Raw genomic sequence first — 23786 nt, 5'->3', positions numbered from 1 at the left:
CCTCGAGTCCCGGTTATTATTGGGCCTTCGTTCCAAACACAGGGTCAACTCATGAATTGGCCGGCACTGCACACGCCATCGGCGAAGGCTTCACGTGACCCCTATGCCTGACCCCATGGCACGGCCCTCGGCCATTTGCCCACCCCGGCTAGCACGCCAGTTGTATATGCCGTCCCTGACCCGGGGGCTATAAAGATTCCACAGACGTGAAAGGGACACACCGTCCCTGACACGTAACGGGGGATCGCATGAAAGCCGAAGGCACGGCGTGGTGGATGAGGGATACCAGGGGTAGCACGACGACGTTCTGCGAAGCGCAATACGCCTCGCAGGGCCCCGCCGTTGCCGTCTCGTCCATTTGGCCTATGCCGTCTCGCTCTCCCAACGGGTACGAGGCCGAAAGATGAACGATGCACTATCCACCTCCTGCCACGGTGCCGACACCGTCCATGGTCGCTTCGTCTCGATTGCCAGGGCGTGGCCGGAACGGATTGCCGTTGCGTCGGACGCACTGAGCCTGACGTACGCCGAGTTGGATGCACGGAGCGACCGCGTCGCAGCCAGCCTGGTCGCGGCGGGTGTCGAACCAGGTAGTTACGTCGCACTGTTGATGGAGCGTTCGGTCGAGGCGATCGTTGCCCTGTTCGGCGTGCTGAAAGCGGGTGCGGCTTATCTGCCGATCGATACGCGGTGGCCTGTGGAGCGTGTGGCGTTTGCGTTGCGTGATGCGGATGTGGCGGCCGTTGTCGCTGATGAAGGGCTGGAAGTTCTTAGTGATGAAATTCCTCTCTTTACGGTTCCGGCACTGGAGATGGGTAGTCGCGAGGACCCTTCGCCGCTGAAGCGGCTCCTACAGGGTAGCGGCGGTGGCGATCTTGCTTATGCGATGTATACGTCGGGGTCGACGGGTACGCCTAAGGGGGTGGAGATTCGTCATGTCGCCATTCTTCGGTTGGTGTTGCGGTCGGATTACATCGACTTTAATGCACCAAAAGTGTTGCATGCCGCGCCGCTCGGCTTCGATGCTTCCACCTTCGAGATCTTCGGTCCGCTGCTCAATGGCGGTACGTGCATCGTCTACCGCGAGCGCGTTCCCACGGGCTGCGGCATCGCACGCACCGTCGAGCGCCATGGCGCCGAGATCGCCTGGATAACCGCGGCCCTGTTCAATGCCATCGTCGACGACGATGCAAGCAATCTTTCCGGCCTGCGTGTCGTGCTCACAGGTGGCGAAGCGCTTTCGGTGCCTCACGTACGCAAGGCCTATGCGGCACTACCGGCGACGCAGCTGATCAATGGCTATGGTCCGACCGAGTGTACGACGTTCGCGACGACGTATCGCATTCCACGTGATCTGCCCGACGAACTTGGCACCATTCCCATCGGTACGCCGATCGGTGAAACCTCGCTGCATGTGCTCGATGAGGCGGGCAATGACGTCGAACCCGGCCAGACCGGCGAGCTGTACATCGGTGGCAACGGCGTCGCACGTGGCTACCTCAACCGCCCCGAGCTCACCGCCGAGCGCTTCGTCGCCGGTGGCACGCGTTACCGCACGGGCGATCTTGTCCACTGGCTGCCCGACGGCAATCTTGCCTTCGTCGGCCGTGTCGACGGGCAGGTGAAAATCCGCGGTTACCGCATCGAGACCGGCGAAATCGATATCGTGCTTCGCGCCCTGCCCGGCGTTGCCGCTGCGGCCGTGATCGCCCGGGAAGACGCACCCGGCGAGAAACGCCTCGTCGCTTATTACGTCAGCCATGACGTTGGCGTTACCGCCCGAACCCTGCGCGATGCCCTCGCGCTGACCCTTCCCGAATACATGTTGCCGGTGGCCTGGATGCGCCTGGACGCGCTGCCGGTCAACGACAACGGCAAACTCGACCGCCGCGCCCTGCCCGCGCCCAACAGTGCAAGGCCCGAACTGGCGGCGCCCTTCGTGGCACCGCGCGGCGATGTGGAAACGCGTCTCTGCGCCATCTTCGCCGAGACTCTCGGCCTGGACGCGGTCGGTCGCGACGACAATTTCTTTGACCTCGGCGGCAGCTCCCTTCTTGCGACGCGTGCCATGACTCGCGTGCATGAAGAACTGTCGCCGACCCCATCCCTGGTCGGCTTCTTCGCCGAGCCAACCCCCGCCGCCGTGGCGGCCACGATCGAAGGGCGCTCCACCCGCCAGGCGTTGGCGGGACGCTTGTCAGGTGGCGCGTCGGCAGTCGGCGAAGCGGTGGCGATCATCGCGATGGCCGGTCGCTTTCCAGGCGCGCCGGATGTCGAGACGTTCTGGGACAACCTCTGTAACGGTCGTGAATCGATCCGCTTCTTCACCCCGGACGAACTCGACCCGGCGGTGAGCCAGGCCGATCGCGACGATCCGGACTATGTGGCCGCACGCGGCGTGGTCGACGACGTGGAACAGTTTGACGCTGGCTTCTTCGGCATGTCGCCGCGCGAAGCCGAGCTGACCGATCCACAGCAGCGCCTCTTCCTGGAACTCTGCTGGGAGTGCCTGGAGCGCGGTGGGTATGTGCCCGACGCGCAGGAGGCGCCAGTCGGCGTGTTTGGCGGCATGCATAACGCCACCTACTACCAGAAACACATCAGCGGCCGGCCGGACCTCATCGACAAGCTCGGTGCCTTCCAGGTGATGCTCGGCAACGAGAAGGACTACCTGGCCACGCGCGTCGCCCACAAGCTCAACCTTACCGGTCCGGCGATCAGCCTCAACACCGCCTGTTCCACCTCGCTGGTCGCCATCGCGCAGGCCTTCGATGCCTTGCGTGCCGGCCGTTGCGGCATGGCGCTGGCCGGCGGCTCGTCAATCTCCTGCCCGCCAAACAGCGGTTATATCGCGCAGGAAGGCTCGATGCTGTCACCCGACGGCCATACGCGGACCTTCGATATCGAAGCACAGGGTACGGTGTTCAGTGACGGCGCGGCCGTGGTCCTGCTGAAGCGTCTTTCCGATGCGCTACGTGACGGCGATCCGATCTACTCGGTGATCCGAGGCGTCGCGGTGAACAACGACGGTGGCGTCAAGGCCAGCTTTACCGCACCGAATGCTGCGGGCCAGGCGGCTGTGATCACCATGGCCCTCGATGACGCCGGTGTGTCACCGCGCGATATCTCCTATATCGAAGCGCATGGCACGGCCACGCCACTGGGCGATCCGATCGAGCTCGAAGGGCTGACACAGGCTTTCCGTCAAAGCACGGCTGATAAGGGCTTCTGTGCGCTGGGCTCGCTGAAGAGCAATGTCGGCCACCTCGTGATGGCCGCCGGGGCCGCGAGCGTGATCAAGACCTCGCTGGCCCTGTGCGAACGTCGCCTGCCGCCGTCGCTGCATTTCACCGCCGCCAATCCGCGCCTGAATCTTGCCGACTCGCCCTTCGTGGTAAACGACTCACTGCGCCCCTGGCAGACGTCCGGTGGCCCCCTGCGCGCGGGTGTCAGCTCGTTCGGCGTCGGTGGCACCAATGCCCATGTGATCCTCGAGGAAGCGCCGGAGCGCGTGCCCTCCGATGTCGCCAGTGGTGCGCAGCTACTGCTGGTATCCGCGCGGACACCGACGGCACTCGGCCATGCCGCTGCACGACTCGCCGATCACCTCGCCGCACATCCGGACGGCAATCTCGCCGACACCGCGTGGACCCTGGCCCGTGGTCGCAAGGCCTTCGTCCAGCGCACCCATGTCGTCGCCACGTCGACCAACGACGCAGTAGGCAAGCTGCGCGACATCGCCGCTGCCGCCATGTGTCGTACCTGCACCACGCCGTCCCCGGGCATGGTCTTCCTATTCCCGGGCCAGGGCTCGCAGTACGCCGCCATGGGTCGCGAACTGCACGCCACCGAGCCGGTGTTCCGCGCCGCGCTCGACGACGTAGCCGGTGCGCTGCGCGACGAACTGGGCTTCGACCTGCGCGATCGGATGTTCTCGGCCGACGCAGACGCCTTGAAGGCGACAGAGCTGACGCAGCCCGCAACGTTTGCGCTTGAATATGCACTGGCCCGCCTGTGGATGAGCCTCGGCGTTGAACCGGTGGCGATGATCGGCCACAGCGTTGGCGAATTCGCCGCCGCCGCGCTGGCCGGCGTGATGCCGCTGGCCGATGCCGCACGGCTGGTCGCGCGCCGTGGCCGCCTCATGCAGGCGCTACCTGCCGGGTCCATGCTTTCCGTTCGTCTGGGAGCCGCCGAACTGCGGGCGCGCCTCTCAGACGCTCTTTCCCTCGCCGCCGAGAACGCGCCGAACGCCAGCGTGGTCTCCGGCAACACGGAAGCGGTCGAAGCCTTCCGTATCGCGCTTGAGGCCGAAGGCGTCGCCTGCCGCCTGCTGCACACCTCGCACGCCTTCCACTCCGCGATGATGGATCCCGTGCTGGACCCGTTCCGCGCCGAAGTGGCCGCGGTGCCGCTCAGCCCGCCACGCATCCGCATCGTCTCCACCCTGACGGGCCTGCCGCTGACCGACGAAGAAGCGACGTCGCCGGATTACTGGACCCGGCACATGCGCAACACCGTGCGTTTCTCCCCGGCACTGTTGCACGCGCTCGAAGACGGTACGCACGCCTTCCTTGAAGTCGGTCCGCGTCCGAGCCTTGCCCTGCTTGCGCGACAACACTCGCAAAGCCGCGGCCGTACGATCGTCGCTTCGCTGGGCGACGGCCCCGCCGACGAGCGCGCCGCGTGCCTCGGTGCCGCCGGTGCGCTGTGGTCCGCAGGCGTAGCCATCGACACGGGCGCCTTCGACCATCGCGAAAACCGGCGTCACGTGCGCCTGCCCACCTACCCCTTCGAACGCAAGCGGCACTGGATCGACGCACGCCTTCCGGCCTCCGTCACCCCGATCGCCGCGGCCACGCCGCTCGCTTCCGTTTCTCCCGTCGTTCCGGAGTCCCTCATGCCGATGCCTTCCGCACCCACCAGCAGCGCCCGTCCGCAGCGCCTCGTCAGCGAACTCCTCGCGCTCTTCGAGGATGTCTCGGGAACCGAGTTCGAGGATGTCGACCCGGGTGCCAACTTCGTGGAACTGGGACTGGACTCGCTTTCGCTCACCCAGGTGGCGTTGCAACTGCAGAAGACTTACGCGTTGAAAATCACCTTCCGCGAACTGATGGACGGCTGCTCGTCGTTCGAACGGCTCGCGGCGCACATCGATCGCCTGTTGCCGGCTGAAGCCCAGTCGGCGGCGCCCGCGCCGGCGGCCATGCCCGCTCCGGTCGCGGCGGCGGCGCCCGTGGCGATAGCCATGGGCGGCGGACTGGTCCAGGACGTGATCGCGCAGCAAATGCAGATCATGCGGGAACAGTTGGCATTGCTGGCGGGAGCCGCCGCTCCCGCAACTGCTCAGATTGCGCCACCGCGCTCGGTAGGAGCCGCTTCAGCGGCGAATGTAGGAGCCGCTTCAGCGGCGATAACCAGGTCGCCGCAAGCACCCATCGCCGCTGAAGCGGCTCCCACACAGGGCACAGGCCCCACACAGAGCACAGGCCCCACACAGAGCCCGGCGACCGACGAAGAGGTCGCGCTCGCCCACACCACCTACGACGTCAAGAAGGCCTTCGGTGCCATCGCACGCATCCACCACGGCGCGACCGAACTCAGCGGCCGCCAGCGTGCTCGGCTGGATGCCTTCATGCGCCGCTACATCGAGCGCACGAAAACCTCCAAGGCCTATACCGAAGAACACCGCGGTCACCTCGCCGATCCACGCGTGGTCAACGGCTTCCGTCCGCTGTTGAAGGAAATCGTCTACCAGATCGTGATCGAGCGTTCCAAAGGCTCGAAGGTGTGGGACCTCGACGGCAACAGCTATGTCGACGCGCTCAACGGCTTCGGCATGAATCTGTTCGGCTGGCAGCCCGACTTCGTGCTCGACGCGGTGCGCAAGCAGCTGGACGCCGGCTACGAAATTGGCCCGCAGCATCCGCTGGCAGGCATCGTCGCCAAGCAGGTCTGCGATCTCACCGGCTTCGACCGCGCCGCCCTGTGCAACACCGGTTCGGAAGCGGTCATGGGTTGCGTGCGAGTAGCGCGCACCGTCACCGGCCGCGATACGCTGGTGATCTTCACCGGCTCGTACCACGGCATCTTCGACGAGGTGATCGTCCGTGGCACCAAGAAACTGAAATCCGTACCCGCCGCGCCTGGCATCCTGCGCAACACCTCCGAACATGTGCTCGTGCTCGACTACGGCACCCCGGAGTCGCTGCAGATCATCCGCGAGCGCGCGTCCGACATCGCCGCCGTCCTGGTCGAGCCGGTGCAAAGCCGTCGCCCCGACTTCCAGCCGGTGGAGTTCCTGCAGGAATTGCGCGCGATCACTGAAGAATCCGGTTCGCTGCTCATCTTCGACGAAGTGGTCACCGGATTCCGCGCACATCCACGCGGTGCCCAGGCCGTCCTCGGGATCGACGCGGACATGGCCTCCTATGGCAAGGTCGTCGGCGGCGGCTTCCCGATCGGCGTCATCGCCGGCAAGCGCCGCTTCATGGACGCGCTGGACGGCGGTCACTGGCGCTTCGGCGACGATTCCACACCGACCGTGGGCGTGACCTACTTCGCCGGCACCTTTGTGAGGCATCCGCTCGCCCTGGCCGCCGCGCATGCCGTGCTCACCCATCTCACGAATGAAGGCGGCCAGCTGCAGACCACGCTCAACGCAAAGGTCACGGCCATGGCCGAGGAACTGAACGCGTTCTGCGTGAGCGTCGGTGCTCCGATTCACATCGTTCACTTCGCTTCCGTGTGGAAGACCACCTTCACCGAGGACCACCCGCTGCAGGACCTGCTCTTCGCCATGATGCGCAGCCGCGGCATCCACATCCTCGACAACTTCCCCTGCTTCTTCACCACCTCGCACAGCGAAGCGGATTTCGCCGCCATCGCCACTGCGTACCGTGAATCGGTTCTCGAATTGCAGGAAGCGGAATTCCTGCCGCGCCGCCGCGAAACGACCTCCTTCGATGCCGAGCGTCCGCCCATGCCGGGTGCACGCCTGGGCAAGGATCCCGAGGGCCGTCCCGCGTGGTTCGTTCCCAACCCGGATGCGCCGGGCAAGTACCTGAGGGTCACCGCATGACGCAGAACGAGCTGGCCGCCGCCACAGCGGTCGACTATGACCCCTTCGCCGGTGCGCCGTTGTCGCGGCTCGTGCCGACCACGGAGCCGCAACGCGAGGTGTGGCTGGCATCCCGGCTGGAGCCGGAAGCCTCGCTAGCATACAACGAAGCGGTGTCAATCACCCTCAAGGGCCTGCTCGACGTGCCGGCTCTCGAATGGGCGCTGCAGGGAATCGTGGACCGACACGAAGCCCTGCGGTCCACCTTCAGCAGCGACGGCGAAGGCCTCTTCGTCGCCGAACACACTACGCTCCCTATCGCCTTTCACGATCTCTCGCTGCTCGCACCGTTCGAGAGCGACGCGAGGATCATGAACGCGTTCAACCGCATCGTCACCACACCGTTCGATCTCGAACACGGCCCTCTGGTGCGCGCGGAACTGTTCCGCCTCGCCGGTGACAGGCACCTGCTTACCATCGCCGCGCATCACATCGTCTGCGACGGCTGGTCTTTTGGCGTGATCGTGAACGATCTCGCCGCCCTCTACGCGCAGCGCACGGGCCAGGGCACGGGCCCGGCCGCCGCGGGCGCGTTCTCGAACTTCGCGTTGGCCGAGGCAGCGCACGCCGGCAGCGGGGCGGCCCGTGAGGACGAACAGTACTGGTTGGGCCGGTTCGCCGGTTCGGTACCCGTGCTGGACCTCCCCACCGACCATTCCCGTCCACGCCGTCGGTCGTTCACCTCACGGCGCGAAGACCGCACGCTGGACCCGGCAGAAGTCACCGCGATCAAACGCCTGGGCGCCGCCCATGGCGCGAGCTTGTACGCGACCCTGCTCACCGGCTTCGCCGTCCTGCTTCGCCGCATTGCGGGGCAGGACGACGTCGTCATCGGCATGCCGTCGGCGGGCCAGGCGGCGGAAGGCCACGATACCCTCGTCGGCCACTGCGTCAACGTGCTGCCGCTGCGCGCGCAGGTCGATGAGACAGCTAGCTTCGCCCAGCTGCTGGGTACGGTGCGCAATGATCTGCTCGACGCTTTCGAACACCAACGCTACACGCTGGGCAGCCTGCTCCGCCGCCTGTCGATCGCGCGCGACCCCTCGCGCCTGCCGCTGGTCGCCGTGCTGTTCAACCTCGATGCACAGCTTGACGAAAGCACGGTGACCTTCCCGGGCCTGCGCTTCGAGGTCGAAGCCGTGCCACGCGCCTACGAGAACTTCGAACTCTTCGTCAACGCCGTCCAGGTCGACGGTGGCTTGCGCCTGGAGTGCCAGTACAACGCCGATCTGTTCGAAGCGGCGACAATCCAGGGCTGGCTCGACGCCTACGCCATGCTGCTGCGCCAGGCCGCTATCGATCCGACCCTGGAAGCGGTGGCGCTTCCGGTCGTCTCCGATGCCGTCTACCGCGAACTGGCCGCTTTGCAACCCGCGCCAACGCCGTTTCCGGAGCTGCGCCTTGCGCATGAGTTCTTCGAACAGCAGGTAGACCGCGCACCGGAACGTTCGGCTGTGCGCCACGCCGACCGCGCGTTGAGCTATGCAGCGCTGGAGTCGCGCTCCAATCGTGTCGCCAATGCCCTGCGCGAGCGTGGCATCGGCCACGGCGACCTGGTTGGCCTGTCGCTCATTCGTGGCCTGGACATGGTCGCCGCCGTTCTCGGCGTGCTGAAGTCCGGCGCAGGCTACGTGCCGCTGGATCCGACCTTTCCGGCCGATCGTCTCGCCTTCATGGCGGAAGACGCCGCGCTGGCCGCGCTCGTCGTCGACGACAATGCCCCACTGGCCTTCCCGTTCGACCCGACGCGCGTGCTCTCCCTCACCAGCGAAGAAGTGGTGCACGCTTCCTTCGAGCGGCCCGAGCGCAACCGCAGGGCCGCCACGCCCGATTCGGTCGCCTACGTCATCTTTACTTCCGGTTCCACCGGACGGCCCAAGGGTGTGCGCGTGCCTCACCGCGCGGCATCCAACTTCCTGACCAGCATGCAGCGCGTACCGGGCATCGCGCCGGACGACCGCCTGGTCGCGGTCACCACGCTCTCGTTCGATATCGCCTTCATGGAACTGATGCTGCCGCTGACCAGCGGCGCCGAGATCGTCGTTGCCGGTCGTGACGATGTGCGCGATGGCGGTCAGTTGCGGCGCCTCATCGAGGAGGTGGACGCCACGATGATGCAGGCCACCCCCGCCGGCTGGCGCCTGCTCGTCGACGCCGGATGGCACGGCCGCCCGGCATTCCGTGCCGTTTCCGGCGGTGAGCCGTTACCGGTCGATCTCGCCGAAGCCCTGCTCGATCGCTGTGGCGAAGTGTGGAACGGCTACGGCCCGACCGAAACCACCGTGTACTCGACCTACTGGCGCGTGTCCGATCCGCGCGAAGGTATCTACATCGGCCGCCCCATCGCGAACACCACGGTGCATATCCTGGATGAGCGCGGCAACCATTGCCCGCTGGGCGTGCCCGGTGAAATCCATATCGGCGGAGCCGGCGTGACCCTCGGCTACCTGGATCGTCCGCAGCTCACGGCAGAACGCTTCGTCCCCGATCCCTGGTCGGAAACCCCGGACTCGCGCATGTACCGTACGGGCGACCGCGGTCGCTGGCTGGCCAACGGCATGATCGAACATCTCGGCCGCCTGGACTTCCAGGTGAAGGTGCGTGGTTATCGCATCGAGCCCGGCGAGATCGAAAGCGTGCTCGCCGACACGCCCGAAGTCGGTCGCGCCGTCGTCATCGCGCGCGAAGACCGCCCGGGCGACGTGCGCCTGGTGGCTTACGTCGTTGGTCGCGATGGTATCGCCGTGAGCGAAGAGAGCCTGCGTTCGCGCCTGCGCTCGCGCCTTCCCGACTACATGATTCCGCAACACATCCTCATGCTGGATGCGATACCGCTCCTGCCCAATGGCAAGACCGATCGCAAGGCCCTGCCGCCGCCGATCGCCCATTCCGTGGCGACGCCCGGTGAACGCATGGCGCCACGTAACGAGGACGAGCGTCGCGTGGCCGCCGCCATGGAGGCCGTGCTCAGCCTGCCCGACCTCGACGTGCGCGACGACTTCTTCGCCCTGGGTGGTCATTCGTTGCTGGCCGCGCAGCTCACGGCCAGGCTCAACCGCGAATTCGCTGTCACGCTCTCTTTCCGGACGCTGTTCGACGCGCCAACCATCGAACAGCTTGCCGCGGCGATCGGTTCGCAAGTGGCCAGTGGTACGGCGCCCGCCACCACGCCGATCGACCATCGTCCCGACCAGGACCAGGACCACGCGCCGTTGTCACTCATGCAGCGCCGCCTCTGGGCGCTCGAGCGCATGCATCCGGGCCGCGTGACCTACAACGCGCCGTCTGCGCATCGCCTGCGCGGCCGCATTGACGAACATGCGTTCGACATGGCCTTCCAGGCCCTGATCCAGCGGCAGCCGAGCATGCGCACCGCCTTCCGTGATGCGGGCCAGGACATCATGCAGGTGGTTTCGCCGCAGCTGGAGTACCCGCTGTTTCCCGCGGAGGATCTCTCCGACCTGCCCGCCGTGGAGCGCGAAGCGCGCCTCATGCAGCGCCTGCAGGAGCTCACCGACACGCCGTTCGACCTGGGTAGTGCCCCGCTGTTCAGTGCGCGCATGTTCCGCCTGTCGGCCGACGAACACGCGTTCTTCTTCATGCCGCACCACATCATCTGGGACGGCTGGTCATTCGACATCCTCTATAACGAACTGTCGGCGCTGTACCGTTCCTTCGTCGCGGGCCTGCCTTCACCGCTGGCGGCGCTGCCGGTGACTTACGGTGACTTCGCCGAGTGGCACTCGCACTGGCTGGATTCGCCGGCTTTCCAGTCGCAGCTCGGCTTCTGGCGCGAGCGCCTTGCCCAGATGGGCGACGTGCATGCGCTTCCGACCGATCATCCGCGCCGCCCGGGCATGTCCGGCCTCGGTCGCACCGAGTGGATCCGCGTGTCGCGTGAAGACACCGATGCCATGCACGAAGTGGCGAAACAAGCCGACGCCACGCTCAACATGACACTTCTCGCGCTGTACTACGCAATGCTGTCGAGCTCGGCGGGCCAGCACGAACTGGTCGTCGGCACGCCGGTGCGCGGCCGCAACCAGACCGAAGTCGAATCGGTCATGGGTTACTTCAATAACCTGTTGCCGTTACACGTGAGTGTGGATCCGGCACTGTCGTTCCTGGAGTTCGTGCGTCATGTGAAGCGGACCGCCATCGAAGCGTTCGGCCATCCGGACGTGCCGCTGGAATACCTGCAGCGTGAGCTGAAGGTCGGCCATGGTGCGGGCGCGACGCTCTATCAGGCGCTGTTCTCATTCCAGGACGCTCGCCAGCGCTCGGTCGATTGGGGCGGTCTCGCCCACGAACAGATCCTGTTGTTCCAGAGCGCCGCCACCGAAGACCTCGGCCTGTGGTTCCTCGAAAGCAACGCCGGCATGGTCGGTGGCGTCACCTACAATGCCGACCTGCTCCAGGCCAGCACCGCACGCCTCATGCGCGAACGCTACCTGGACATGATGCACCGGGTGGCGGCCGATCCCGCCATCGCGGTGAGTTCGCTCACCGCCGCTACGCCTGCCGAGCGCGAGAAGATGCGCGGCTGGAACGCCACGGGCAGCGATGCACGCCTGCCGCTCGATCTCTACGCCATGGTGGAAGCGCGCGCCAGGCTCTCGCCGGACGCGACCGCCATCGTCCATGGACCGCGCACCACCAGCTACGTCACCCTGCTGCGCCGCGCCCTGCGCATGGCGGTCCTGCTGCGCGACCGCGGCGCCCTGCCGGGCAGCGTGGTCGGGCTATGTGTCGATCCCGGCGCCGACCGCATCACCGGTCTTCTCGCCATCGCACACACGGGTAGTACCGCCTTGCTTCTGGACCGCGCCGATCCCGCCGCGCGCCTGCGCGACATCGTTGCCGACGCACGGATGACCGTGATGATCGGCGACATCGCGCTCGAAACCACGCTGGACTGGCCGCGCGCCTGCGCGCTCTGGCTCGACGCGGACCACGCCGAAATCGACAGCGTGCGGCTGGACGACGTGCCGGTCGGCGCCTATCCCGAACCCGATGCTCCTGCGATTGCTTTCCACGTACCCGGTGCCGATGGCAAGGCACGCGGCGCGGCGCTTTCGCATCGTTCCATGACCAACACCGTCGAAGGCCTGATCAACGCGCTCGACCTCGGCGACGGCCAGCGCATCGGTGGCGATGCCTTGCCGGCCGATCCCATGTCGATGATCGAGCCGCTGCTCGCCCTCGCCAGCGGCGCCGCCTGGGTCGTCCAGGAGCCGCAGGACCTCGCACGCGGCGAACTCGTATCGCTGGATCGCTTCATCGCCACGCCGGAAACCTGGCACGACCTGCTCGACCACGGCTGGGCGGGCGATACGAACATGCATGCGGCCATCGTCGGTGGCACGCCCACGCCGGAAGTCGCTGCCCATATCGGTGAGCGCTCAGCCGGATTGTGGACATTGTTCGGTGATGCGCTGTCGGCGCCTGTCGCTACGTGTGGACGTGTCGACCGTGCCGTGGATGCACTGCACGAAGGTCGTCCGATCGCCAACAGCGAAGTCTGGATGCTCGACGACGACGGCGAACCCTGCCCGATCGGTGCGACGGGTGAAGTGGCCATCGCCGGCCGCGGCCTTGCCATGCCCTTCGGGACGCGGGCCCTGGCGGATCGCCAACCGGGCGACGATCGTCTCGTGCGCACGGGTTATCGAGGGCGCTGGCTGGCCGACGGACTGGTCCAGGTGCTTGATCGTGACGACCGTCGCATTCGCCGCCACGGCCTGGACATCGAGCCGAGCGCGATCGAAACCCTCCTGCTCGCCCAGCCCGGTATCGTCCGTGCGCTGGCGGTGCCGCGTACGGGCCACGCCGGCGACCAGCGCATCGATGCCTACGCGGTCGCCACCCCGGGATGCCTGCCGGATGTCGACGGCCTCCGTGCCGCCCTCGCCGGCCACCTGCCTGCCTGGTCCATGCCTGCGAACCTGACGCTGCTCGACGCCATGCCGATGCTGGCGACGGGTGAGCCGGATATCACTGCACTTCCCTCGCCCGCGGAACAGCGCTCAGCCAGCGGAACCCCGAATAGCAACGAACCAGATACGGAAAGCGAACGCCTGCTCGCGTCGGTGTGGCAGGAATTGCTGGGCATGTGCCGCATTCGCACCAGCGACAACTTCTTCGACGTAGGCGGCCATTCGTTGCTCGCCGTCGACATGGCCATGCGCGTACAGAAACTGACGGGCGTGCAACTGAACCTGCTCGATATCGCAAACGGCACGCTCGGCACGCTGGCCGCGGATCTCGCCCTGGCCCCGCCAGCGGCGCCGACCGCCTCCAGGCGTGGCCTGCTCAGTCGCCTGCTCGGGCGCGGCTGACACATGGCACCGGGGGGAACGCCATGATCACGCATCTTGCCTGGCTCGCCTGCTGGACGTCGGCCCTGCTGCTGGTCCACGTCTTCGTCGGCTACCCCGTGCTGGTGTGGCTGCAGGCACGGCTGCGTCCGCAGCCGGTGGCGCGCCGCGCCATCCTGCCGACGGTGAGCATCGTGATCGCGGTGCACGACGGCGCAGGCTTGATCCGCGCCAAGCTGGCCAGCCTGCAGGCCCTGGATTACCCGGCCGAACTCATCGATATCGTGATCGCCTGCGACGGCTGCCACGACAACACGGTGACCACAGCCCGCCGTTCCACCGATCCGCGCCTGACCGTGCTGGATTTTCCGAATCGCCGCGGCAAGGCCGCGTGCCTCAACGACGCGGTGGCCCTTACCCGCGGCGAGGTGCTGCTGTTCACCGATGTGCGTCAGAAGCTCTCGCCCACCGCGTTGACCGAGCTGGTCGCCAACCTGGCCGACCCCACGGTGGGCGCGGTCGGTGGCGAACTGCACATGGAGAACGTGCGCACCGGATTCGCACAGGGCGTCGACTTCTACTGGCGTTACGAAAAAGGCATTCGCCACGCGGAAAGCCGCTCCGGCTCCACCATCGGCGTGAGCGGCGCGCTCTATGCCATCCGCCGCAACCTGTTCCAGCCTATTCCGCCGGGGACGGTACTCGACGACGTGCTCGTGCCCATGCGTGTCGCCGCCCAGGGCAAGCGCGTGGTCTTCGAGCCACGCGCAATGGCCTGGGACCAACCGTCGCAGGTGCCCGAAGACGAGCGTCGCCGCAAGATCCGCACGCTGGCCGGCAACTACCAGCTGATCCAGCTCGCCCCCTGGCTGCTCGTGCCCTGGCGCAATCCACTCTGGCTGCGTTTCGTCAGCCACAAACTGCTGCGCCTGCTCGCACCCTGGCTCATTCTCACCCTGACGCTGAGCACCGGCGTGTTGATCACCCGCCACCCGATGTATGCGTTCGCCTTCAGCAGTCTCGTCGCCGGCGCCCTCATGGTCGGTCTCGCACGCCTGCGCCCGGCGCTCGGCCGCCTGCTTCCCCTGCGCATCGCAGTCGCGTTCTTTTACCTCAACCTCTTCGCGGCACAGGCCCTGCTGGCCTTCGCACGCAATCGAAGGCTGCACCTATGGTGATCGATATGAACGGTGGCGCTCCAGGTATCCGTGGCCGACTCGGCGAACTGTGCTATTCCAGCGGCCTGCTGCATTCGCTGCAGCGGGTGCGTGCGTGGTGGCAGCGTGACCTGCGTATCCTCGCCTATCACCGCATCATGCCGCTGCCGGATCCGGACACGTACGAATTCGATCTCGAACTGATCAGCACCCCGCCGGATCAGTTCCGCGAGCAGATGCTGCGCATCCGCAAGTATTTCCGGCCGATGCGGCTGACCGACGTCGTCGCCGCGCTGGACGCCGGCGAGGCGCTGCCACCGGATACCGTCGCGGTGACCTTCGACGACGGCTACGACGACAACTACCGCATCGCCGCGCCGATCCTCGACGAACTCGGCGTGCCGGCGACCTTCTTCGTTTCCACCGGTCACATCGACAGCGGCAAGCCGTATGCCTACGACTGGCTGGTGCACATGATCCTGACGACCATTGCGCCGCGCCTTGTGCTGCCGGAGCTCTCGATCGACATTCCGCTGCCGCCCGACCGCGCCTCGCGTCGGCGCATCGCCGGAAGCATCCTGCTCAAGATGAAGTGGCTTGATGCGCTCGGCCAGACCGCCATGACCGAGCGCCTGGAATCGGAGTGGAACATGCCCTCGGCGAAAGCACGGCCGGTCGAGTGTCGTCCGATGACCTGGGACCAGGCGCGGGAGATGGAGGCCGCCGGCCTCGAATTCGGTTCGCACGGTGTCCATCACCGCATGCTCGCGCGCCTGCCCCAGGACGAGATGGAGCGGGAGATCCGCCAATCCAAGACCACGCTCGATCGCGAACTGAAGAACCCGGCCATCCTCATGTCGTATCCCGTGGGCGGCGACCGTGCCTATAACGATGCCGTGATCGCAGCGACACGCAATGCCGGATTCAAGCTGGGTTGCAGCTACATCTGCGGAACCAACGCCGAGCCTTCCGAGAACCGCTACTCGCTCTACCGTCTGCCGGTGGAAAGCAACATGGGCCCGGGCTGGTTCGCCGCCATGCTCGCCCTGCCTCAACTGATGAGCTATCCCACGGCCGCGCACGAAGCGAACGGCCCGAAGGAACACGCATGTTCCCCCTGATCCTCCTCTACGTGGTGCTCACGATCATCCGGCCGCAGGACTACCTGCCGGGGCTGGAGAACGTGCCCATCCTGCCTGTCGTGTTGCTGCTCGCGTTCGCCTCGTGGCTGTTCTCGAGTGCGAAGACGTTCGCCGCGCCGCAGTTCCTTATCCTGCCGGCCTTCCTGCTGATCCTGATGATCTCCGAGGTCACCAACGGCTGGACCGGTGGCGCGATCGACGAGCTCGCTCGCTTCGGCCCGGTGGTGATTGCCTTCTTCGTCTTCGGCGCCGCATGCAGCACGCAGAAGCGCGTACGTGTCGCCATGGGCGTCTTCGTCGTCTGTGCGGCGGTGCTCGCCTTGCACGGCGTGGAGCAGTCCCGGCTTGGCACTGGCTGGACCGGAATTCCACTGAGCGAAGGCGGGCGCATCCAGTACGTCGGCATCTTCAATGACCCGAACGATCTGGGCTTGCTGTTTGCCGCATGCCTGCCGATGGCGGTGTTTCTTGGCCGTCGCGGCACGGGGGCGATGCGTCCGGTGTGGCTCGGCTGCGCCATGCTGCTCCTCTACGGCATCGTGCTGACCAATTCGCGTGGTGCGCTGCTCGCCGTGCTCATCATCGCTGGCTGCTACGTGTGGTATCGCAAGGGCGTCGTGGTGGCGGGCATCCTCGGCGTGGTGGGCCTGACCGCGATGAAGCTGGTCTCCTCGCGCATGGACGAACTGGATGCCGGGGAAGAATCCGCCGCCGGACGTGTCGACGCCTGGTACGCAGGCCTGGAGATGTTCCGCGACAACCCCGCTTTCGGCGTGGGTGCGGGCAACTTCACCGAGTACAACGAACTCACCGCACACAACTCCTTCGTCCTGGTACTGGCTGAAACCGGCTTCGTCGGTTTCGTGACGTGGCTGGCCTTCGTCGGCTACGGCTTCTGGATGATGCTGACCATCATCCGTCACGTGCGCGTGCCCGGCACGGACCCCAAGGTGGAAGCCGAATGGGTCATGGAAAAGCAGCTGGCGCTCACCCTTCTGCTTTCGCTGTGCGGTCTTTTCGCCGCCGCTTTCTTCCTCAGCCGCAGCTACATGGTGGTGCTCTACCTGATCGCCGCGATGGTCGCGGGTCATTACATCGGCGCACGCAAACGCTGGCCGGAACTGCCCTTCTTCCGCATTTCCGATGGCGGATGGCGCTGGGTGCCGGCCGCCGCGGGCAGTGTCGCCGCCCTCTTCGTTCTCGTCGCCGTGCTGCTGAGAACCGTATGAGCCTCTATGAATCCGCCCTGCGCAAGGTCATCTGGCCCGTCTACGAAGGCGGCCTGCGTCGACGCGCCACGCCGACGCACATGCGGCGCTACGAGAGCGATCAGTGGCTCAGCCCGGAGCGAATCCAGGCGCTTCAGTTCGAGCGGCTGCAAGCCCTGCTCGAATGGTGCTACCGCGAAGTGCCCTACTATCGCGAGCGCTGGAGCGCGCTCGGCATCGCGCCGCGGGACATCCGCAGCCTGGCCGATTTCGCGCAGCTTCCGGTGCTGACCAAGGCCGATATCCGCAACCATGCCGATGACCTCAAAGCCACGTCATTGAAAGGCGGCCTCGGTTACAAGGCGACCGGTGGTTCCACCGGCGAACCGCTACGCTTCGGCTTTACCCGCGAAAGCAACGACCGCCGCGTCGCGGTGATGTGGCGCGGTTACGGCTGGGCTGGCTCGCGCATGGGCCGGCGTACGCTCTTTCTCTGGGGCGGCCCGGTCGGCAACCCCAGTGCAAGCCACCAGCTGAAGGACCGCATCTACAACGCCGTGTTCGCACGCAAGCTGCTCGACAGCTTCCGCATGAGCGAAACCAACCTGGCCGACTACGCCGACGCCATCGACGCTTACCGGCCGGAAGTCATCGTGGGGTACGTGGGACCGCTGGTGCGCCTGGCCGAATGGCTGCTGGCGAACAACCGTCGCGTGGCGTCGCCCGCCTCGATCATCGGCGCCGCCGAGGCCCTGCACCCGTTCCAGCGCGAGATCATCGAACGTGCCTTCGGCGCACCGGCGTTCAACACCTATGGCTGCCGTGAGTTCATGCTCATCGCGTCCGAGTGCGAGCAGCGCGAGGGCCTGCACGTGAATGCCGATCACCTCGTGGTGGAAACGCTCGACGCCAACGGCCAGCCGATTCACAAGGGTAGCGGTGAGATTGCGATCACCGACCTGTTCAACTATGGCATGCCATTCGTCCGCTACGTCAATGGCGACATGGCCACCCATGGCAGCGGCAAGCCCTGTTCCTGCGGCCGCGGCCTGCCGATGCTGGCCTCGGTGGATGGACGCAAGCTCGATGCCATTCGCACGCCGGCCGGTCATGTCCTGCCGGGTGAGTTCTTCCCGCACATGCTCAAGGATGTCCCGGGCCTGACCCGCTTCCAGCTCGTACAGCGCCGCCTGGATCGGCTGGACCTGTCGATCGTGCGCGGCGAAGCGTTCAACGATCAGTCGCTCGACTATATCCGCCATGAAGTGGCCAAGGTACTGGGCGAAAGCGCCGAGCTGCATTGCCACTTCGTCGACGATATTCCGCTGACCCGCAGCGGCAAGTTGCGCGTCACCGTCTCGGAGCTGGCCTCGTGAACATCACCCACTTCGTCGAGAACCTCAATCGCGGTGGCCTGGAGCGGATGGTGCTCGACCTGGTCACCGAACAGCACCGCCTCGGCCACAAGGCGCAGGTGGTCTGTCTGTTCGAGCGCGGATCGCTCGCCGGCGAACTCGATGCCCTTGGCATCCCCGTGCACGCCTGCCATAAGCGGACTGGCTTCGACCTGCGGGCCATCGGCCATGCGCGTCGGTTCATGTCTGCTCACCGCACCGAGGTACTGCACACGCATAACGCGGTCGCTCACTACCAGGCCGTGCTCGCCTCGGCCGGCATGGGTATCCGCCAGGTGGTGAACACCCGTCATGGCATGGGGGGCCAGCAGAAACCGGGCCGGCGCGAATGGCTGTTCCGCCGCGCCATGAACGCCACCGATGCCGTGGTCGCCGTATGCGAGGCGTCGCGTCGCGACGCGGTGCATCGCGGTATCGTGCCGGCTGCGAAAGCCTGCGTGGTGCCGAACGGCATCGTGCTCGGCGGCTTCGAACTGGCCTCGGACACCATGCACGAGCGGCTCACCCGCATGCTGAATGTGCCCGCGGGCACGCAGATCATCGGCACGGTCGGGCGGCTCAACTGGGCCAAGGACCAGGCCAGCCTGATTCGCGCCTTCCGCCAGGTCCACGCGAGCCGACCGGACACTGCACTTGTCCTGGTTGGCGACGGCGAGTTGCGCGAGACGCTGCGCGCCTGTGCCTTCGACGAAGGCGTGGCCGGAAGCGTCCATTTCCTTGGCGACCGCAACGACGTGCGCCAATTGCTCCAGGGCTTCGACCTGTTCGTGCTTTCGTCCATCACCGAGGGCTACTCCATGGCCCTGCTCGAAGCCTGCGCTACCGGCTTGCCGATTGTCGCGACCGACGTCGGCGGCAATGCCGAGATCGTCAGCGACGACGCCACCGGACGCCTGGTGCCTCCGGCCGACGCGCCGGCACTTGCCCGCGCCCTGATCGGCATGCTCCACGAGTCCCAGCGCGCCTCGTCGTTCGGCCGGGCCGCTCGCCAGTGGGTGGAGACGCACGGATCGCTCGAAGCCATGGCGGCACGTTACGGGAAGCTCTACTTTGGCGACATGGAGGCGGCATCATGAAGATCCTGATCCTGACCAACCTGTTCCCGACGCCCTGGGATCCTCGCCGCGGCACCTTCAACCGCCAGCAGTTCCAGCGCCTGGCCGAGCGCCACGAAGTGGATGTGCTCACCGCGGTCGACTTCCGCGACCGCCTGGCCGGCGCCAAGGGCAGTGTGCACGTGCCGGGTGTCCACCGCGACCATTTCACCTTCTACCACCCGCCGCGTTTCGGCCGCTTCCTCAACGCCTTCTGTTTTTTCGCCAGCGTGATGTGGCAGCGCGGCAGTGAACTACGCGCCGCACACTATGACGTGCTGCTGGCCAGCTGGGCGTTTCCCGATGCGGTGGCCGGTGCCTGGGTGGCGCGGATGCTGGGCATCCCCTATGTAGTCAAGGTGCATGGCAGCGACCTCAACGTGCAGGCCGAAGCACGCCTGCGCCGGCCGCAGATTCGTGCCGCCCTGCGTGGTGCGGGAGCGGTGATCGCGGTCAGCAAGGCCCTGGCACGCAAGGCGGTGGCCCTGGGTGCGCCGGCCGACCGCGTGGAAGCGCTCTACAACGGCGTCGACACGCGGGTCTTCAACCGCGGCGATCGTACCGCCGCGCGGCAACGGCTAGGCCTTCCGGCCGAAGTGCCCATCGTGCTTTACGCAGGTAACCTCAAGGCCACCAAAGGCTGCCACGACCTCATCGAAGCGTTCCCCATGCTGGTAAAACGCCATCACGACGCACGCCTCATCTACGTCGGTGAAGGCCCCTCACGCGCGAACCTGGAAGATCGCGCCGCCTCCTTGTGCTGCGCGCCGGCCGTGCGCTTCGAAGGCGCGGTGGATCACTCTGCGCTCGCCGACTGGTTCCGCGCGGCCGACGTGCTTTGCCTGCCCAGCCACAACGAGGGCGTGCCGAACGTCGTGCTCGAGGCCATGGCCTGCGGCACACCGGTGGTCGCGACGGCCGTCGGCGGCATTCCGGAAGTACTGCCTGAGACGGCAGGCCTGCTGGTACCGCCGCACCAACCGCATGAACTGGGCACGGCGCTGGTCGAAGCCTTCGAGCGCCATTTCGATCCCGTCGTCATCGCCGCGCATGCGGCCACGTTTCGCTGGGACGAAAACATCGACCGTCTGGAGCACACACTCCATCGCGTGGCCGCCGGAGAACCGGCACATCTTGGCGCAAATGCATGAACTGGAAACTGAAAAAGCACGACCTGCTCGGCCTGCTGCCTGAAGCACTCGTGCTCACGCGCACGCGCGACCACGACCTGCGTTACCTGAGTTTCGACGACGGCCCGGACCCGGAGCACACGCCGAAGCTGCTCGACACGCTGGCGCGGCATGGCGTGAAGGCGAGTTTTTTCCTGGTCGGCGAGAAGATCGAGCAATATCCCGAAATCGTCCAGCGGATCGTCGCCGACGGTCATATGATCGGCAACCATTCGTACAGCCACTGGTCCTTCAGCAACATGGACCTGCGCAAGCAGCTCGACGAGGTGTACAGGACCGACGCCCTGCTGCGCCTGTTCGACAACCGGCCATACCACCGCATGCGTCCGCCGCACGGCTATATCGGCGCGAAGCTGCTGCTGCATTTCGCCCGACGCAAGCGCAGCTTCATCTACTGGTCGTATGACAGCCTCGATTACCAGGACCGCCCGATCGAAGCGCTCATCTCGCGCCTGCGCAACGATCCGCCGGCCGCTGGCGATATCGTGCTCATGCACGACGACAGCGACAAGGCGGCCGAAGCACTCGACGTGCTCCTGCCGGAGTGGATCGACCAGGGCATTCGTTTTGGCGCGCTTCCCGGCAACGCCCCTTGAACATCCTCTACCACCACCGGACGCGCGGGCGCCACGTGGAAGGCGTGCATATCCGTGGGATCGTGCACGCGCTGCGTGGGCTTGGGCATGAGGTGTCGGTCATGTCGTTTCCCGGTGCGGATCCGGAACGTGAGCAACCCGAGGCGGCTGGCGGCGAGCGCGGTCGCCTCGCAGGCTTCGTGACGAAGCTGCCCGGCGTGGTGTTCGAAATGTTCGAGCTGCTCTACAACCTTGTCACCCTCCTACGGATGCAGCGCGCGTGGCGCACGCATCCGCCGAAGCTGATCTACGAACGTTACTCGCTGTTCCTGTTCGCCACGGTGTGGCTTGCCCGCCGTCGCGGCATCCCGCTGGTGCTGGAAATCAACGATTCGGCCCTGGTCGACCGGGTACGGCCGCTGACCATGAAGGGCCTTGCGCGACGCATCGAAGGCTGGTGCCTGCGCCATGCCACCGGCCTGGTATTCATCTCCACCTATTTCCGTGACCAGGCCATCGCCGCCTATGGCGACATCGCACCCTCGGTGATCTCACCGAACGCCGTCGACCTCGCCCGCTTCGATCCGGGCCGCTTCGATCGCGAGACCCTGCGCCAGGAGCGCGGGCTCAGCGGGCGCACAGTCTGCGGACACATCGGTGCCTTTGCCCACTGGCATGGCGTGGACGACTTCGTCGAAGCCATCGCGAACCGGCTGCATGACGTACCCGAACTTGCCCTGGTCTTCGTCGGCGACGGCAAGACCCTGCCGGCGGTGCGTGCACTGGTCGCGGAACGCGGCCTCAGCGAACGCGTCCTGCTTCCGGGCCGGGTGCCGCACGAGGACGTAGCCAGCTGGATCGCCTGCATGGACTATGCCGTGTTGCCGAATTCCAATCACTACGGTTCTCCCATGAAACTGTTCGAGTTCATGGGCATGGGCGTTCCCATGGTCGCACCGGATTACGCACCGGTCGCCGAGGTGATCGCCGATGGCCGCACGGGATGGTTGTTCCCGCACGGCGATGCCGCCGCCTGCGTCGAGCGCGTGCTCGAACTGGCCCGGCTGACCGATGAGCGCAGGCGCGTGGGTCATGCCGCGCGTGATTACATCGCCAGCGAGCGGCAGTGGCGCAACAACGCCGAGCAACTGCTCACCCTGGTGCCAGCCGGAGCCGCCGTGTGATCGTCATCGCCCTGTTCGTCCTGGTCCTGCTCGTAGTCGCCGCCGCGGTGACCGTAGCGATCCGCGCGCGCAACATGCAGTACTGGCTGTGGGGATACCTCACCCGGCCCAAGATCCCGAAAGTGACTGGCCCGGTCCACATCATGTTCTGCTTCGTCGACCACTTCGAGCCAAACTGGGGCCGTGTGGACATGGACACGCAGCGCCGTCGCGTCGACCGCTGGTGCACGGACTATCGCGCCCTGGCCTCGCGCCACCGCGATGCCGACGGCCGCGTGCCGCAGCACAGCTTTTTCTACCCCGAAGAGGAATACGTGGAGGAGCACCTCGACAAGATCGAGTCGCTCTGTGCCGACGGCTATGGCGAAATCGAAATCCATCTTCACCACGACAACGACACGCCGGAGAATTTCGTCGCCACGATCGATCGTTTCAACCGGCTGCTGCACGAGAGGCACAACGCGTTGCCACGCGATCCGGCAACGGGGCAGCTGCGCTTCGCCTTCATTCACGGCAACTGGTGCCTGGACAACTCGCGCGCCGATGGCCGCTGGTGCGGCATCAATAACGAACTGATCCTGTTGCGCGAACTCGGCTGCTACGCCGACTTCACTCTACCCTCGGCACCCAGCGACACGCAGACGCGGATGTCCAACGCCATCTACTACGCCGCCGACGATCCGCATAAGTGCAAGTCACACGATACCGGCGTGCGCATGCGCGTGGGCGGCGAGCCGTCGGGCGATCTGCTGATCGTCCAGGGCGTGCTCGGCCTCAACTGGAAGAACCGCCGCTTCGGCATCATTCCCCGCATCGAGAATTCGGACATCCGCCGCGGCTGCCCGCCCACGCCATCACGCGTGGACCAATGGGTACGCACGGGGATCCACGTCGAAGGCCGACCGGAGTGGACTTTCATCAAGATCCACACGCACGGCACGCAGGAGGGCGACATGGACACCCTCCTCGGCCCGCCCGTGGATGCCATGCACGATTACCTGGAGTCGACGTACAACGACGGCCGCGACTACGTCCTCCACTACGTCACCGCGCGCGAGATGTACAACATCGCCAAAGCCGCCGAATCCGGCATGACCGGCGACCCCGGCCGCTACCGCGACTTCGAACTCCCCAAACCCGGCCAGGCCAACCCTGTGGGAGCCGCTTCAGCGGCGAATGCCCCTGTGGGAGCCGATTCATCGGCGAATGCTCCTGTGGGAGCCGCTTCAGCGGCGAATGCTCCTGTGGGAGCCGATTCATCGGCGATCCCGCGCCAGCGGGCCAGCACCTAAGGCCCACCAAACCTCCGCCGCGTATCCGCAACACTGAAATCGCAATACTCATTCACACAACCGACCAGCTTCGGATCATGCGTCGAAGGCCC

Annotated in this window: 11 protein-coding genes; all 11 read left to right on the top strand. The window is 66.1% G+C overall.

The features are described 5' to 3' along the window. The first annotated feature begins 403 nt into the window (after window positions 1-403). Genes C8J98_RS04160 through C8J98_RS04110 form a run of 11 tightly spaced genes read left to right on the top strand, consistent with a single transcriptional unit; the run spans window position 404 to window position 23694 of the window. Complete coding sequence (locus tag C8J98_RS04160; RefSeq protein WP_107911242.1) at window positions 404-7081, top strand: type I polyketide synthase; 6678 nt, start codon at window positions 404-406, stop codon at window positions 7079-7081. After that, window positions 7078-13458, top strand: a complete 6381-nt coding sequence (locus C8J98_RS04155) for a non-ribosomal peptide synthetase (RefSeq protein ID WP_107911240.1) — start codon at window positions 7078-7080, stop codon at window positions 13456-13458. The genes C8J98_RS04160 and C8J98_RS04155 overlap by 4 nt, the downstream gene beginning before the upstream one ends. 23 nt (window positions 13459-13481) lie before the next feature. Then, entirely contained in the window at window positions 13482-14615 is a 1134-nt protein-coding gene (locus C8J98_RS04150) for a glycosyltransferase family 2 protein (protein WP_107911238.1), read from the top strand. Beyond that, window positions 14609-15715, top strand: coding sequence for a polysaccharide deacetylase family protein (locus tag C8J98_RS04145; RefSeq protein ID WP_107911236.1), 1107 nt, complete (start codon window positions 14609-14611; stop codon window positions 15713-15715). The genes C8J98_RS04150 and C8J98_RS04145 overlap by 7 nt, the downstream gene beginning before the upstream one ends. Then, complete coding sequence (locus C8J98_RS04140) at window positions 15703-16965, top strand: O-antigen ligase family protein (protein ID WP_107911234.1); 1263 nt, start codon at window positions 15703-15705, stop codon at window positions 16963-16965. The genes C8J98_RS04145 and C8J98_RS04140 overlap by 13 nt, the downstream gene beginning before the upstream one ends. After that, on the top strand, window positions 16962-18320 hold the full coding sequence (locus C8J98_RS04135) for a phenylacetate--CoA ligase family protein (RefSeq protein WP_107911232.1): 1359 nt from the start codon (window positions 16962-16964) through the stop codon (window positions 18318-18320). The genes C8J98_RS04140 and C8J98_RS04135 overlap by 4 nt, the downstream gene beginning before the upstream one ends. Further along, the gene (locus C8J98_RS04130; protein WP_107911230.1) at window positions 18317-19435 is read left to right on the top strand and encodes a glycosyltransferase; all 1119 of its coding nucleotides are present in this window, start codon (window positions 18317-18319) and stop codon (window positions 19433-19435) included. Before C8J98_RS04135 ends, C8J98_RS04130 begins: the two co-directional genes overlap by 4 nt. Further along, window positions 19432-20604, top strand: a complete 1173-nt coding sequence (locus C8J98_RS04125; protein ID WP_107911228.1) for a glycosyltransferase family 4 protein — start codon at window positions 19432-19434, stop codon at window positions 20602-20604. Before C8J98_RS04130 ends, C8J98_RS04125 begins: the two co-directional genes overlap by 4 nt. Next, the gene (locus C8J98_RS04120; protein ID WP_107911226.1) at window positions 20601-21239 is read left to right on the top strand and encodes a polysaccharide deacetylase family protein; all 639 of its coding nucleotides are present in this window, start codon (window positions 20601-20603) and stop codon (window positions 21237-21239) included. The genes C8J98_RS04125 and C8J98_RS04120 overlap by 4 nt, the downstream gene beginning before the upstream one ends. Beyond that, on the top strand, window positions 21236-22402 hold the full coding sequence (locus tag C8J98_RS04115) for a glycosyltransferase family 4 protein (protein WP_107911224.1): 1167 nt from the start codon (window positions 21236-21238) through the stop codon (window positions 22400-22402). Before C8J98_RS04120 ends, C8J98_RS04115 begins: the two co-directional genes overlap by 4 nt. Further along, window positions 22399-23694 carry a hypothetical protein gene (locus tag C8J98_RS04110; RefSeq protein WP_233260108.1) on the top strand — a complete coding sequence of 432 codons (1296 nt, stop codon included), beginning with the start codon at window positions 22399-22401 and terminating at the stop codon, window positions 23692-23694. The genes C8J98_RS04115 and C8J98_RS04110 overlap by 4 nt, the downstream gene beginning before the upstream one ends. The last annotated feature ends 92 nt before the right edge of the window (window positions 23695-23786 follow it).

The sequence above is a fragment of the Luteibacter sp. OK325 genome (genome assembly GCF_003050935.1).
Lineage (GTDB): Bacteria > Pseudomonadota > Gammaproteobacteria > Xanthomonadales > Rhodanobacteraceae > Luteibacter.
The sequence above is the reverse complement of the archived record's forward strand: the minus strand, read 5'-3'. Positions and strand labels throughout refer to the sequence as shown.

What these genes read in the sequence shown, in the direction of transcription:
- C8J98_RS04125 (WP_107911228.1), top strand. Translation starts at nt 19,432, where the DNA reads ATGAAGATCCTGATCCTGACCAACCTGTTCCCGACGCCCTGGGATCCT.
- C8J98_RS04150 (WP_107911238.1), top strand. Translation starts at nt 13,482, where the DNA reads ATGATCACGCATCTTGCCTGGCTCGCCTGCTGGACGTCGGCCCTGCTG.
- C8J98_RS04155 (WP_107911240.1), top strand. Translation starts at nt 7,078, where the DNA reads ATGACGCAGAACGAGCTGGCCGCCGCCACAGCGGTCGACTATGACCCC.
- C8J98_RS04145 (WP_107911236.1), top strand. Translation starts at nt 14,609, where the DNA reads ATGGTGATCGATATGAACGGTGGCGCTCCAGGTATCCGTGGCCGACTC.
- C8J98_RS04160 (WP_107911242.1), top strand. Translation starts at nt 404, where the DNA reads ATGAACGATGCACTATCCACCTCCTGCCACGGTGCCGACACCGTCCAT.
- C8J98_RS04120 (WP_107911226.1), top strand. Translation starts at nt 20,601, where the DNA reads ATGAACTGGAAACTGAAAAAGCACGACCTGCTCGGCCTGCTGCCTGAA.
- C8J98_RS04140 (WP_107911234.1), top strand. Translation starts at nt 15,703, where the DNA reads ATGTTCCCCCTGATCCTCCTCTACGTGGTGCTCACGATCATCCGGCCG.
- C8J98_RS04135 (WP_107911232.1), top strand. Translation starts at nt 16,962, where the DNA reads ATGAGCCTCTATGAATCCGCCCTGCGCAAGGTCATCTGGCCCGTCTAC.